Source organism: Nonomuraea sp. NPDC050547 (assembly GCF_044457345.1).
Lineage (GTDB): Bacteria > Actinomycetota > Actinomycetes > Streptosporangiales > Streptosporangiaceae > Nonomuraea.
In genome coordinates, this window is record NZ_JBITGW010000002.1 from 168,540 (window position 1) to 181,399 (window position 12,860).

The 12,860-nt window shown below is 71.8% G+C and carries 12 protein-coding genes; 10 read left to right on the forward strand and 2 right to left on the reverse strand.

The window, feature by feature from the left end; translation table 11 throughout:
* Positions 1 to 6: 6 nt before the first annotated feature.
* From ACIBHY_RS05260 to ACIBHY_RS05280, 5 genes are all read left to right on the forward strand, one after another.
* Positions 7 to 654, forward strand: a complete 648-nt coding sequence (locus ACIBHY_RS05260) for a hypothetical protein (RefSeq protein ID WP_397306018.1) — start codon at positions 7 to 9, stop codon at positions 652 to 654.
* Positions 655 to 739: 85 nt separating this feature from the next.
* A complete protein-coding gene (locus ACIBHY_RS05265) occupies positions 740 to 1,669 on the forward strand; it encodes an acyl-ACP desaturase (RefSeq protein WP_379619738.1) in 930 nt (309 codons plus the stop codon).
* A gap of 8 nt (positions 1,670 to 1,677) precedes the next feature.
* On the forward strand, positions 1,678 to 3,639 hold the full coding sequence (locus ACIBHY_RS05270; protein ID WP_397255755.1) for an ABC1 kinase family protein: 1,962 nt from the start codon (positions 1,678 to 1,680) through the stop codon (positions 3,637 to 3,639).
* Between the two features lie 102 nt (positions 3,640 to 3,741).
* The gene (locus tag ACIBHY_RS05275; protein ID WP_397255753.1) at positions 3,742 to 4,779 is read left to right on the forward strand and encodes a S66 peptidase family protein; all 1,038 of its coding nucleotides are present in this window, start codon (positions 3,742 to 3,744) and stop codon (positions 4,777 to 4,779) included.
* 147 nt (positions 4,780 to 4,926) lie between these two features.
* Positions 4,927 to 5,733, forward strand: coding sequence for an SMP-30/gluconolactonase/LRE family protein (locus ACIBHY_RS05280; RefSeq protein ID WP_397306019.1), 807 nt, complete (start codon positions 4,927 to 4,929; stop codon positions 5,731 to 5,733).
* An 87-nt stretch (positions 5,734 to 5,820) separates the two neighbouring features.
* Here the strand turns inward: ACIBHY_RS05280 and arfB are convergent, their stop codons facing one another.
* On the reverse strand, positions 5,821 to 6,228 hold the full coding sequence (arfB, locus tag ACIBHY_RS05285; protein WP_397256115.1) for an alternative ribosome rescue aminoacyl-tRNA hydrolase ArfB: 408 nt from the start codon (positions 6,226 to 6,228) through the stop codon (positions 5,821 to 5,823).
* Positions 6,229 to 6,362: 134 nt separating this feature from the next.
* On the opposite strand from arfB, the gene ACIBHY_RS05290 reads away from it, so the two are divergent.
* The 3 genes from ACIBHY_RS05290 (at position 6,363) to ACIBHY_RS05300 (ending at position 11,032) form a co-directional block, all read left to right on the forward strand.
* Positions 6,363 to 7,139 carry a hypothetical protein gene (locus ACIBHY_RS05290; protein WP_397306020.1) on the forward strand — a complete coding sequence of 259 codons (777 nt, stop codon included), beginning with the start codon at positions 6,363 to 6,365 and terminating at the stop codon, positions 7,137 to 7,139.
* 65 nt (positions 7,140 to 7,204) lie between these two features.
* Entirely contained in the window at positions 7,205 to 7,597 is a 393-nt protein-coding gene (locus ACIBHY_RS05295; RefSeq protein ID WP_397306021.1) for a hypothetical protein, read from the forward strand.
* Between the two features lie 3 nt (positions 7,598 to 7,600).
* Positions 7,601 to 11,032: an NB-ARC domain-containing protein gene (locus tag ACIBHY_RS05300; protein ID WP_397306022.1), complete on the forward strand. Its 3,432-nt coding sequence runs from the start codon at positions 7,601 to 7,603 to the stop codon at positions 11,030 to 11,032.
* Here the strand turns inward: ACIBHY_RS05300 and ACIBHY_RS05305 are convergent.
* Positions 11,029 to 11,277 carry a helix-turn-helix domain-containing protein gene (locus tag ACIBHY_RS05305; protein ID WP_397256122.1) on the reverse strand — a complete coding sequence of 83 codons (249 nt, stop codon included), beginning with the start codon at positions 11,275 to 11,277 and terminating at the stop codon, positions 11,029 to 11,031. The two genes, ACIBHY_RS05300 and ACIBHY_RS05305, sit on opposite strands and share 4 nt — an antisense overlap.
* A gap of 138 nt (positions 11,278 to 11,415) precedes the next feature.
* Between ACIBHY_RS05305 and ACIBHY_RS05310 the strand changes: the two genes are divergently transcribed.
* Together ACIBHY_RS05310 and ACIBHY_RS05315 are read left to right on the forward strand one after the other, a co-directional pair.
* Positions 11,416 to 12,231, forward strand: a complete 816-nt coding sequence (locus tag ACIBHY_RS05310; RefSeq protein ID WP_397256124.1) for a hypothetical protein — start codon at positions 11,416 to 11,418, stop codon at positions 12,229 to 12,231.
* Positions 12,228 to 12,818: an HAD family hydrolase gene (locus tag ACIBHY_RS05315; protein WP_397256126.1), complete on the forward strand. Its 591-nt coding sequence runs from the start codon at positions 12,228 to 12,230 to the stop codon at positions 12,816 to 12,818. The genes ACIBHY_RS05310 and ACIBHY_RS05315 overlap by 4 nt, the downstream gene beginning before the upstream one ends.
* Positions 12,819 to 12,860: the final 42 nt, after the last annotated feature.

Consider the following 12,860-nt stretch of genomic DNA (forward strand, 5'->3'; position numbering starts at 1 on the left):
TCAGGTATGACCGCGAGGCTGGACGACATGACCCGCATCTACCTGGAAAGCGGCCTGAAGAGGGTTTTCGCCTGCTCGCTGGAGTGGCCCGGCTGGTGCCGTATCGGCAGGTCGGAGGAGCAGGCGATCGAGAACCTCATGCACTACGCGCCCCGCTACGCCGTCGTGGCCGGAGAGGCCGCGCTCGCCTTCGAGCCGGGCGAGCCCGAGGTCGTCGAGCGGCTCAAGGGCGGCGCGACCACCGACTTCGGGGCGCCGGAGAAGGAGCCGGAGGCCGACCGCGCGGCGGTCGGAGCAGACGCGGCCGCCCGTGACGTCGCGCTCATGCGCGCGGCCTGGCGGTTGTTCGACGAGACGGCGGCGATCTCGCCGGAGGAACTGCGCAAGGGGCCGCGCGGCGGGGGCCGCGACCGGACGAAGATGGTCGATCACGTCACCGAGGCCGAGCGCAACTACGCCCGCCAGTCCGGTGTGCGCCACCCGCCCTACAAGTCGGCGGCCGACCGCGACGCGATGCGCGACGAACTCGCCGCCGTGCTGTCCCGGCCGTGGCCGGGCAGCTGGGAGCACAAGTGGACGCCGCGTTACGTCGTGCGCCGCGTCACGTGGCACGTCCTCGACCATCTGTGGGAAATGGAGGACCGCTCGGCCTGATCCTTGTGGGTTTCGCACACAAAAGTCGGTTTTGCCCATCGGGTAGCCTAACCTACGGTGCCGTAACTTCAAGGAGACGATCTTTATGGCGATGACTCAGACGGAACTGCTGCACGCGCTGGAGCCCGTGGTCGCGGGCGAGCTCGACCGCCATCTCAAGGTGGCCAAAGAGTGGTTCCCGCACGAGTACGTTCCCTGGAGTCAGGGCCGCGACTTCGACGGCATCTACCAGGGCGAGGCCTGGCAGGACAGCGACTCCAAGATCCCCGAGTCGGCTCGGGTGTCGCTGATCGTGAACCTCCTCACCGAGGACAACCTCCCCAGCTACCACCACGAGATCGCCACCACGTTCGGCCGCGACGGCGCGTGGGGCACCTGGGTGCACCGCTGGACCGCCGAGGAGGACAAGCACGGCACCGCGATCCGCGACTACCTCACGGTCACCCGCGCCGTCGACCCGGTGGCGCTGGAGCGGGCCCGGATGATCCACATGGAGCAGGGCTTCCAGACCGAGTACGGCACCATGCTCCAGCAGCTGGCCTACGTCTCCTTCCAGGAGCTGGCCACCCGCATCTCCCACCGCAACACCGGCAGGGCCACCGGCGACGAGGGCTGCGAACGGCTGCTGGCCAGGATCGCCGCCGACGAGAACCTGCACATGCTCTTCTATCGCAACCTGCTCAAGGCCGCCTTCGAGCTGGACCCCAACCAGACCATGCGCGCCGTCACCGACGTGGTCACCACCTTCCAGATGCCCGGCTCCGGCATCCAGGGCTTCGCCCGCAAGGCGATGATCATCGCGAACGAGGGCATCTACGACCTGCGCCTGCACCTGGACGACGTGCTCATGCCGGTGCTGCGCCAGTGGGCCGTCTTCGACCAGACCGGGCTGGACGCCGAGGGTGAGAAGGCCCGCGAGGAGCTGGCCGGGTTCCTGGAGAAGACCGAGGTCACGGCCGCACGGTTCGTCGCCCGCAGGGAAGAGCGCAGGGCCAGGGCCGCCAACATGGGATGATCTCCCCCATGGACGTCCAGACCTCCTTTTTCTTCTCGTTCGCCGTCCTGGTCATGGTCTTGATCGTGGCCAGGCTGGCGCAGCGACTGCTGGGCGTCCATCTCGGCGGGTTCCGGGTGTTCCTGGCCGCGGCGATCGGCTTCGGGTTGTCGGGGCCGATCTTCGCGCCGATCATCGGTGGGTTCCAGAACCTTCAGCCGGGGGAGGACCCGGGCTTCGGCGCCGTCTGGGTCATGATCATGCTCGGCATGCTGGCCGTGCTGATCCCGATGGTGATCCTGGTGATGGCCGAGGCGCTGGTGCCGCCCGGCTCCATCCCCGGCCCCATCGAGGTGGTCAAGGGACTGCGCGGCCGGATCTCCCGGGGCCGCCGCTACTCCCAGATCACCCGCATCGCGATCAGGCACGGCCTCGGCCCCTACCTGCGCGGCCGGGGCGAGAGCCTGCACGACCGCTCCGGCAAGGTACGGCTGGCCCGTTCGCTGCGCGAGGCCCTCGACGACGGCGGCGTCACCTTCGTCAAACTCGGCCAGGTGCTCTCCACCAGGCGCGACCTGCTTCCGCCCGAGTTCGTCGACGAGCTCGGGCGGCTGCAGGACCAGGTGGCGCCGCTGCCGTGGGAACGCGTCGAGCCGGTGCTCGCCGCCGAGCTCGGCGGGCCGGTCGACCAGGTGTTCGCCGCCTTCGACCGGGTCCCGCTCGCCGCCGCCTCCATCGCCCAGGCCTACACCGCCCGCCTGCACACGGGCGAGGAGGTCGTGGTCAAGGTCCAGCGGCCCGGCATCGGCACCGTCGTGGCCAAGGACCTCGACATCGTGCGCAGGCTGGCCGTCACCCTGGAGTCCCGCACGAAGTGGGGCCGTTCTCTAGGCATGCGCGACCTGGCCGAGGGGTTCGCGGTCGCGATCCGCGAGGAGCTCGACTTCCGCATCGAGGCGGCCAACATGGCCGCGGTCGCCGCCACCCCGAGCGACCAGGTCACCTACCCGGTGCCGTACCCGCGCATGTGCACCGACCGGGTGCTGGTCATGCAGCGGCTGAACGGCAAGCCGCTGGCGGGCGTACCGGGGGAGAGCGCGCGGCTGGCCCGTGACCTGCTCGACACGCTGCTGCGCCAGATCCTGCTGGAGGGCGTCTTCCACGCCGACCCGCACCCCGGCAACATCATGGTCCTGGACGACGGCAGCCTCGGCCTGCTCGACTTCGGCTCGGTCGGCCGCCTGGACGCCTCCGTCCGCGCCGCCCTGCAACGCTTCCTGATGGCGCTCAACCGGCAGGACCCGCTCGGCGTGACCGACGCCCTGCTGGAGGTCGTCCCGCGCCCCGAGGACATCGACGAGGCCGGGCTGGAGCGCGCGCTCGGCCAGTTCATGGCCCGCCACCTCGGGCCCGGCATGGACAGCGCCGCCATGTTCACCGACCTGTTCAGGATCGTCTCCGAGTACGGGCTGTCGATCCCGCCGGAGGTCGCCGCCGTCTTCCGCGCGCTGGCCACACTCGAAGGCACGCTGGTACGGCTGGCGCCCGGCTTCAACCTCATCACCGAGGCCCGCGCCTTCGCCGGCCGCTACCTCGCCGAGCAGTTGTCCGGCACCACCCTGAAGGAGGCCGTGGTCCAGGAGGCGGCGGCGCTGCTGCCGATGGTGCGCCGCCTGCCGCGCCGGATCGAGCGCATCGCCAGCGCGGCCGAGCACGGGCGGTTCTCGGTCAACGTCCGGTTGTTCGCCGACGAGCGTGACCGGCGCTATCTCACCGGGCTGCTGCACCAGATCCTGCTGACCGTGCTGGGGGCCACCGCGGGGATCATGGCGGTGTTCCTGCTGGGGACCGAGGGCGGGCCGGTGTCGGTGGCGGCCCTGAACCTCGGCCTGTTCGATCTGCTGGGCTACAACCTGCTGGTCATCGCGGCGATCCTGGTGCTGCGGGTGCTCGTGCTGATCTTCAGGCGCAAGGAGGACGTTCCGTCGTGACGGGACGCTCCGTCGTGACGGGACGTCGCGCTGGGGCACCGTCGTGATCGGGTGCCGGGTGGACGGCTCGGTGGTGATCGGGTGTCGAGAGGAAGGCCAAAGATGATGATTTATCCGCCCAAACCGCAGGCGGGGGACAAGGTGGCCGTGCTCTCGCCCTCGGCCGGGTTGCCGGGGATCCTGCCGCTGCCGTTCGAGGCGGGGGTGCGGGTGCTGCGTGAGGAGTTCGGGCTGGTGCCGGTGGAGTTCCCGGCCACGCGGGTCATGGGGGCGAGCGCGCGCGATCGGGCCGCCGACGTCAACGCCGCCTTCGCCGACCCGTCGATCAAGGCCATCATCGCCAGCATCGGCGGCGACGACCAGATCACGGTCACGCCGTACCTCGACGACGCGGTCATCCGGGCCAGCCCCAAGCCGTTCTTCGGCTACAGCGACAACACCAACCTGCTGCTCCACCTGTGGAACCTCGGCATCGTCGCCTACCACGGCGGGTCGGTCATGTGCCAGTTCGGACGGTGCGGCGGCATGCACCCGGCCAGCGCCGAGTCGCTGCGCGCCGCCCTGTTCACCTCCGGCCCCTACAAGCTGCCGGAGTCCTTCGAGTTCAGCGACCTGGACAAGCCGTGGGACGACCCGGCCTCCTTCGACGCGCCACCGCCGGCGCGCCCGTGCGACGGCTGGCGCTGGCACCGCCCGGACCGGGTCGTCGAGGGCGCCACCTGGGGCGGGAACCTGGAGATCCTGTCCTGGCTCCTGATGGCGGATCGCGGCATCCGGGACGCGTCGGCGTACGAGGGCATGGTTCTGATCGTCGAGACCAGCGAGGAACTGCCCTCCTCCGACGAGGTCTTCCGCATCCTCCGCAACATGGGCGAACGCGGACTTCTCGCGAAATTTCCGGCCATCTTGATCGGCCGCGCCAAGGCCTGGTCCTTCAGCCGCCCCCTGACTCCGGAAGAGCAGGTCACCTACGCCGGCGACCAGCGGGAGGCGGTCCTGAAGGTCCTGGCCCGCTACGCCCCGGACACGATGGCGGTCTTCGACGTCGACTTCGGCCACACCGATCCCCAGGTGGTCATCCCGTACGGCGGCCAGATCCGCGTGGACGGCCCCGCCCGCGCCATCACCGTCACCTACTGACCACCCCGCCCCGCTTTCCCCCGGCCCCGGAGGTTCCGGCCGGGCCGTGGAAAATTCGTGAGGAATCTTGGGCCCGGCATGTCGAGAACGCCGCTTCGGCTTCTACGTCCCGGATGAGAACACAACCTCACAACAGGAGGAAGTCAGATGGAGACTCTCATCGGCGGCGGCGCGTTCTTCGAGGGCGCGCGCTGGCACGAGGGGCGGCTGTGGGTGTCGGACTTCTGGCGGCGCCACGTCCTGGCGGTCTCGATGGACGGCACCGCGGAAGTGGTGGCCGAGGTCCCGGGGTCACCGTCCGGGCTGGGCCGGCTGCCCGACGGAAGCCTGCTGGTCGCCTCGATGATGGACCGCAAGGTGCTCAGGATCGCCGACGGTAGGACGAGCGTGCACGCCGATCTGTCCGCACTGACCGAACTGCCGGTGAACGACCTGGTCACGGACCCGTCCGGCCGCGCCTACGCGGGGGCGTGCGATTTCGGCGGGGCGCCGACCGCCCTGTACCGGGTGGACCCGGACGGCGGCGTGCACGAGGCGGCCGCCGGCATGGCCTTCCCGAACGGCCCGGCCATCACCCCGGACGGCCGCACCCTCATCATCGCCGAGTCCTACGCCAACCGGTTGACCGCCTTCGACCTCGCCCCCGACGGCGCCCTGGTGAACCGCCGCGTCTGGGCGGACCTGGGCTCCGCCAACCCCGACGGCATCGCGCTGGACAGCGAGGGCGCGGTCTGGGTGGCCGACGCGGGCGGCAACCGGGCGATCCGGGTGCGGGAGGGCGGCGAGATCGTCCAGGAGATCAGCACCGGGGACGTGGGCGTCTTCGCCTGCGCCCTCGGCGGCCCGGACGGCCACACCCTCTTTCTGTGCACCGCCCCCACCTACGACCCGGAGGAGGCCGCCCGCATCCTGAAAGCCGAGATCCGCACCATCCGGGTGGCCGTCCCCGCCTGACCCCCGCCGGAAGGCCCGCGCACAGGGCGCGGGTGGTGATGGCTCGGGGGTCGTTAATCGGGTACGGCAGGCGCGCCGCCGTACCCGCTAGACGTCGCGGCGCAGGCGCTTCACGTCGGAGCGGGCCTTCTTGGAGGCCAGGCGGCGCTCGACCGAGCCCCGGGTGGGCTTGGTCGCGCGGCGGCGCTTGGGCGGCGGTGCGATGGCCTCGCGCAGCCGCTGGGCCAGGCGCTGGACGGCGGCCTCACGGTTGCGCAGCTGGGAGCGGTACTCCGAGGCGGCGATGGTGATCAGCGGCCCGCCCAGCCGGGCCAGCGCGCGCTCCTTCAGGGCGGGCGGCAGCGCGGTCGTGGCGGAGACGTCGAAGAGGAGTTCCACGCGGCTGTCGGTGGTGTTCACGCCCTGGCCGCCCGGCCCCGACGAGCGGGAGAAACGCCAGACGAGCTCGGCGTCCGGGATGACGACCGAGTCGTTGACGACCAGCGGGGCGGGCATGGGAGATCTCCTTTGGTGAGTGCTCCTCTACGGTATCTGCCCGGTATGTGCGGCCAGCAACGGATTTTCCGGATGTGCCGAACAGGGCGCGCGTGTGACTATGAGGGGAACGCTCTGCGGGAGAGGCGGATTCCATGGACGACCTTGCCGTGCGCATAGGCCTGACGGTGGTGCTGGCCGTGATCTCGGCGACGGCGTTCCTGCTCCTGCGCTGCCAGGGCAAGGGCCGGCCTTTCGGACCGGAGGGACGCTGGCTGGCGGTGTCCATCATCCTGCTGACCGGGCTGGTCTCGGCGGGGGTCGCCCTCCTGTTCGGCGCGATGCTCAACGACAACCTCGCCACCCTGCTCGGCGCGGTGGCGCCCAGCGGGTTATGGCTCAGCCAGGTACGCGCCCACGAGGAGGGCCGCCGCTCGCTGGCGAAGGAGGCGGCGACGTTCTGGCTGGTCTCGCTGCTGGCCAGACTCGACCAGGCGATGGCCGAGGACCAGCGCGCCTGGTGCGAGCGACGGATCGACGACGAGTGGAGCGTGTACGAGCTCAGCATGGCCGCCAACCGCTACCACGAGCGCATCGGCGAACGCCTGACCCCCGACGAACGGCGCCGCGAACGCATCCACGCCCGCCTGGACGCCATCGACAGAAAACTCGACGTGGCCGCCCTGATCGAGGACGGCGCCCCGCGCTCCAAGGTCGTCACCGCCCTGGGCGGCTCCCGCCACACCCGCCTGGCCCGCTACGACCGCTACCTCAACGACCTGACCCGCCTGCGCGGCATCCTGCGCCACGACGCGGAGAGCGAACTGCTGCGCCTGCTGTCGTCGGCCTATCGCAGCGGTTACCGTTCGCTACCCCTCTACACTCCGCCCTCACGTCTTGCCGCCGCCGGGCCCGTGCGCCCGCATCCCTAGCGGGAACCGGCTGCCGCGCGGGAGCCTGAGGTGACACCATGGCCGCATCTCCCAGAGGAGGCGGGATGGATCCGGTCACCTTGGTTGTGACGGCGCTGGCCGCGGGCGCGGCGCTGGGGCTGAAGGACACCGCGTCGGCGGCGGTCAAGGACGCGTACGAGGCGTTGAAGGGGCTGGCCAAACGGCGGCTCGACGGCCGTCCCGACGGTGAGCTGGCGCTGGATCGCCACGAACAGGCACCCGACACCTGGCGCAATCCCCTGCTGGCCGAGCTGGCCGCCGCCGGCGCCGAGGGCGACGGCGAACTGGTCACGGCGGCGCGGGCGCTGATGGAACTGGCCGACGCCGCGGGGTCGCGGGCGGGCAAGTACACGGTCGACGTGCGCGGCGCCCAAGGCGTGCAGGTGGGTGACAACAACCAGCAGGCCAACGTGTTCCACGCCCCGCCCGGCCGGTGACGGGTGGACGCGCGCGCCGCCCAGGGCGTCCAGATCGGCGACGGGAACCAGCAGTTCAACACGTTCATGATGGCGCCGGGGGCCGCGGACGCGCCGCCGTTCACGGCGCCCGGCCTGCCGCGCCACTTCGTGCCACGGCCCAGGGAGCTCGAAGGCGTCGTCGGGCGCCTGCTCGGCGGGGCCGTCGTGGTCGTGCACGGCGGCGGCGGGTTCGGCAAGTCGACGCTGGCGGCCGCCGCCTGCCACGACGACCGCGTCCGCGCCGCCTTCCGCGACGGCATCCTGTGGCTGCGCTTCGGCCAGGCCACCACACGCGAGGGCGCGGTCGCGCTGCTGCACGACCAGATCCGGCTCCTGGCCCCGCACACCCACGCGGCCAACGACCTCGGCGCCGCCTCCGCCCAGCTTCGCTCCCTGCTCGCCGGCCGCGCCGTCCTGCTCGTGCTGGACGACGTCTGGTCCGCGGGCCTGCTGCCGTACTTCCTCTTCACCGATACGCCCTGCCTGGTCACCACGCGGCTGGACGCGGTCCTGGGCAGGGCGGGCGGCCGGCCGGTGCCCGTCGGGGAGCTCACCGCGGAGCAGGCCGCCGAGCTCCTCATGAGGTGGCAGCCGGAGCCGCCGGACGCCGTGGCCGCCGCCCTGCTGACCGCCCTGGCCGGGCGGCTGGGGGAGTGGCCGCTCATGCTCGAACTCGTCGGCGCAGAACTGCGCTCGCTCGTGGCGGCCGGCCGTACGACGGCAGAGGCGGTGGCGCACGTGGAGCGTCGCCTCGCGCTCGACGTCGGCTACCTCGACCGCCACAGCGACGAGGACCGCAACGCGGCGATCTCGTCGTCGCTGGACGCGAGCGTGTCGCTGCTCAGGCCGGAGCACCGGGCCCGCTTCGCCGAGCTCGCCGTCTTCCCGGCGGGCGCGGACGTCCCGTTCGGCACGATCTGGCGGCTGTGGCGGGCGACGGCGGGCTACGACGCGCTGGCCGCCGAGGACGCGGTGGAGGAGATGTACCGGCTGGCCCTGTTCACCCGCTACGACGTCAGGCGCCGCCTGCTGCGGCTGCACGACGTCGTCCAGCGGCTGATCGTGGGCAGGGCCGGCGACCTGGACCTCCTGCACCGCCGCCTCCTGGAGTCGTGGGGCGACCCGCGCCACCCGCCCGACGCGTACGCCTGGACCTTCCTCATCCACCACCTGCACCAGCTCGGCAAGGACGAGGAGATCAGGCGGCTGCTGTCCGACTTCGACTGGGTGTACCGCAGGCTCCAGGCGACACCGGCGGCCGGGCTCATCGCCGACTTCGCCGAGCGCTGCCCGGATCGCGACGGCGAGTTCGTCACCGCCGCGCTGCGCATGGCGGGGCCGGCGCTGTCGGACCCGGCGCAGCTGGCCGCCCAGCTCGTGGGACGGCTCGCCGGCGTGCCGCCGGGCCTGCCGATGGTCGAGCGGCTGCTGGAGGAGGCCCGCCGCTACGAGTCCGCGCCGTCGCTGCTGCCCGAGCGGGTTCACCTCCTGCCCGCCGACCGCGGCGTGCACACCAGGGTGCACGTGGGCTCGCCGATCCTGTCCGCGGCGCTCAGCGAGGACGGCGCGTACCTGCTGACCGGGCAGAACGACGGCACGATCGGCGTCTGGGACTGGCGCCGCCACGAGCGCGTCTCCGTCCTGGACTGCGGGGTCGGGCAGCCGTGGTCGCTGGCCGTCCAGGGTGAGCTGGTGGCCGTCGGCGGCGCCCACGGCTCGCGGTCCGAGCAGGCGCCGCGGGCGCCCGTCCAGGTCTGGAACTGGCGCACCGGTGAGCACGTCCGCGACCTCGGCGGTGATCTTCCGGACGTCGGCGAGGGCTACTGCACGCACGTGTGCGGGACGCTGGCCGCCGTCACGAACGGGGAGATGAACAACCGGATCGAGCTCCTGGACTGGATCCGGCACACGCGCCTGACGCTCGACGCCGACACCGGATCCACCGGCAACAGTCCCGACGAGGTCTTCCTGGCTCCGCCGTACCTGCTGCACCACTCCAGGTCGTCGCGCCACACCCACGTCTACGACCTGCGCCGGCAGGAGTGGCTCGGGGGCACGAACGGGCAGGTCGGCATCCGCACGATCCCGTTCGTGGTGGGCGAGGCGGTGTGCCTGGCGGCGCGCTGGACGGACGTGCCCGACGTGCCGGGGCTGCTCTTCCGGCGGAGGGCGGAGGCCGCGCGGCAGGGCGGTCAGCCGCGGTCGGCCGACGCGGTGTGCGACATCTGGGGCTATGCGGCGACGGTGTCGGCGGTCGCCCGCGACGGGGCCCGCACGCTCGTCGGCGGCCACGTCGTGGACGTCTACGACCGGCTCGACCAGCCCCCCGTCGGCTGTCTCGAAGGCCACTCCGAGCTCATCACGAGCATCCACCCGGCGGGCGACGCGCTGCTCACGACCTCTCACGACGGCACGATCAGGATCTGGGACCGGCGGCGCCCGCAGGCGCCGCCCGCGGGCGGGCGCTTCCATCAGCCCCCGATCTCGGCGCTCGAAAGGGAAGGCGAGTCCGTCTTCGCCGGGACGCTGTCGGGCACGATCGAGGAGTGGGACTGGCGCACGGCCACGCTGCGCGCGAGCGCCTCGGCCGGTACGGCGGTGCGCGTCCTCGCCGCCAACGACCGGTGGCTCGTCCACAGCACCTTCGACCATCCGAAGCGCAGCGAGTTCACCGTCCGCGACCGGCGCCGGTGGACCGATCCGGCGGCGTCGGCGCCCGTGCGCGCCGGCGGGTCGGCGCGCGCGGCCATCCTGGAGGCGCACCAGGCCGTGGTGGGCGCGCGGCTGTGCGGCGACTCCTGCGCCGTGGTCGTGCGGCCCTACTACACCCCGGACAACTCCCTCGGCGGCGGTCCGTTCACCGGCAACTGGATCTGCGTGGCCGACCTGGCCACCGACACGGTCGAACTCGTCGTGGGCGAGTGGGTCTCCGCCGTCGACCTGTCCGCCGACCTGGTCGTCGCGGGCACGGCCGGGGGCGAGGTCAACCTCTGGACCAGGAGCGGCGCCCCCGTGTGGAAGTTCCCCGCGCACGAGGGCCTCGTGCTCGACCTGCGCGTCTGCGGGGAGTGGCTGTTCACCTGCGGCGTCGACCGCATGGTCAGGAGCTGGCAGCTGCGCACGGGTATCGCGCGACGCGCGTTCGGCCCCTTCGCGGGCCCGGTGACCGGGCTGCACGTGCGCGGCCGGCTGCTGGTCACGGCGGCAGAGGACCAGTGCGTCACGGTCTTCGACCGCTACGACGGGCGCGAGCTGGCCCGCTTCGACGACGACGTCGCGGTGACCAGGGCGGTGGCGCTGGGGGATGACCTGGCCACGTTCGCGGCCGGCGGGATGTCGGGCTTCCTGCACGTGCTGCGGGCCAACGGGCCGCTGCGCGCGGTGTTCGGGGCGAGCCCCGGAACGGGTGCCTAGGTGTGCCGGTCCTCGGCGTCGGAGAGGGTGAAGTCGAGGCGGGCGCCGAGGGCCGTGACGACGGCGCCGAGCGTGCGCAGGGTGAGGTTCTCGTCGCCCGAGAGGATCTGGCTGACGCGGCCCGCCGACACGCCCATGGAGGCGGCCAGGTCAGCGCGAGTGATCTTGTGTTCGCGCATGTACCAGGTGATCTCGTCCACGACTTCCTGCGCGAACGGCGACGTTTCCTCGCGTCTGCTGGCCATCTCCGGCTCACTCTCTGCTGACTGACTCCACTTTAGCTCTACCTAAACCTTTAGGCAAGCCTAAAGGTGGTCAATCCAACTGCAAGTCGGATATGCCACGATCTTGCCGACATCAACGGGGCCAAGTGGGGAGGCGCTGTGACGGCGATCGTCGGCGTGCACGGGATCGGCAAGTACAAGTACTACCTGGAGGCCGGCAACGACGTCGCCCGCGCGGCGACGGCGATGCGCGCCAAGTGGGACCGCTACCTCCACGCGTCGCTCGGGGGCGAGACGCGCGCGTACTTCGCCGAGGTCGCCTACTTCGCGCATCTGCTCAACGACCCGCGCCCGCCCGGAGTTCGCGAGGCCGAGGCGATGCGGGTGCGCGAGCAGATGGTGCTGGCCGCCTGGGCCAAGGAGCTCGGCGTCGGCGAGCACCTCACCGGGGCGCTCAAGACGTTCGCCGGCTGGCTCCTGGACCGGCTCGACGGGCGGGCGGCGGCCTTCGCCAAGCTGTTCTGCCCCGAGGTGGCCACCTACCTGGCCGACGCGGGCCGCCGCGAGGAGGTCCGCGGGCTGGTGGCCGCGTCGCTGCGCCGCCACCGCCCGAAGGTGGTGATCGCCCACTCGCTCGGCAGCGTGGTCACCTACGAGACGCTCTGGGCCAACCCGGACATCGAGGTGGACCTGCTCATCACGCTCGGCAGCCCGCTCGGCATGCGCAACGTGATCTTCGAGAAGCTGCTGCCCGCCCCGATCGACGGCCGCGGCGAGCGACCCCGCGGCGTCGGGCGCTGGGTGAACATCGCCGACAAGGACGACATCGCCGCCATCCCTCCCGAGCTGCGCGAGAGCTTCGCCGGCGTCGACGAGGAGCAGCTGGTCAACCTCGACTGGATCGACTTCCACACCGCGGGCAAGTACCTCGGATGCGGCGCGCTCAACCCGTACCTGCGACCCTATCTGGCATGACCTGGATAGTTTTCGACTACGGCGAAGTCCTTTCCCTGCCGCAGCCCGCGGCCGACGTCGCGGCCATGGTGCGCGCCGCGGGCGCCGAGCCCGCCGCGTTCGAGCGCGGGTACTGGGCGCACCGGCTGGAATTCGACCGGGGCGCGCTGAGCGATGAGCAGTACTGGTCGAAGGTGCTCGGGCGCGAGGTCCCGCGCGGGGAGGTGTCGCGGCTGGTCGCGCTCGACGTGGTCAGCTGGACACACCCGCACGACGGTACGGTGGCCGTCCTGCGCGAACTCCTCGACCGGGGCCAGGACGTGGCGCTGCTGTCCAATGCCCCGGTCTCCATGGCCGACGGCGTGGACCGGCTGCCGTGGATCGCCGGGATCGGCCCCCGCTTCTACAGTGGCCGCCTCGGCCTGGTGAAACCCGACCGGGAGATCTTCGAGCTGATGGCCCGCGAGCTGGACGCCCCACCGCGGGAGATCGTCTTCATCGACGACCGGCAGCTGAACGTGGCGGGCGCCGCGCGGGCGGGCCTGACCGGCCTGCACTTCCGCGATCCCGAGACCCTGCGGCAGGAGCTCGGCGCGCTGCTGAGCTGACACCCGGCCGCCTTCTGGATCCCCAATAAATGTGGGCGGTTT

Excerpts from the sequence above, each read along its gene's own strand:
- ACIBHY_RS05280 (WP_397306019.1), top strand. The coding sequence starts at position 4,927 with ATGGAGACTCTCATCGGCGGCGGCGCGTTCTTCGAGGGCGCGCGCTGG.
- ACIBHY_RS05290 (WP_397306020.1), top strand. The coding sequence starts at position 6,363 with ATGGACGACCTTGCCGTGCGCATAGGCCTGACGGTGGTGCTGGCCGTG.
- ACIBHY_RS05270 (WP_397255755.1), top strand. The coding sequence starts at position 1,678 with ATGGACGTCCAGACCTCCTTTTTCTTCTCGTTCGCCGTCCTGGTCATG.
- ACIBHY_RS05275 (WP_397255753.1), top strand. The coding sequence starts at position 3,742 with ATGATGATTTATCCGCCCAAACCGCAGGCGGGGGACAAGGTGGCCGTG.
- ACIBHY_RS05305 (WP_397256122.1), bottom strand. The coding sequence starts at position 11,277 with ATGGCCAGCAGACGCGAGGAAACGTCGCCGTTCGCGCAGGAAGTCGTG.
- ACIBHY_RS05295 (WP_397306021.1), top strand. The coding sequence starts at position 7,205 with ATGGATCCGGTCACCTTGGTTGTGACGGCGCTGGCCGCGGGCGCGGCG.
- ACIBHY_RS05260 (WP_397306018.1), top strand. The coding sequence starts at position 7 with ATGACCGCGAGGCTGGACGACATGACCCGCATCTACCTGGAAAGCGGC.
- ACIBHY_RS05315 (WP_397256126.1), top strand. The coding sequence starts at position 12,228 with ATGACCTGGATAGTTTTCGACTACGGCGAAGTCCTTTCCCTGCCGCAG.
- ACIBHY_RS05265 (WP_379619738.1), top strand. The coding sequence starts at position 740 with ATGGCGATGACTCAGACGGAACTGCTGCACGCGCTGGAGCCCGTGGTC.
- arfB (WP_397256115.1), bottom strand. The coding sequence starts at position 6,228 with ATGCCCGCCCCGCTGGTCGTCAACGACTCGGTCGTCATCCCGGACGCC.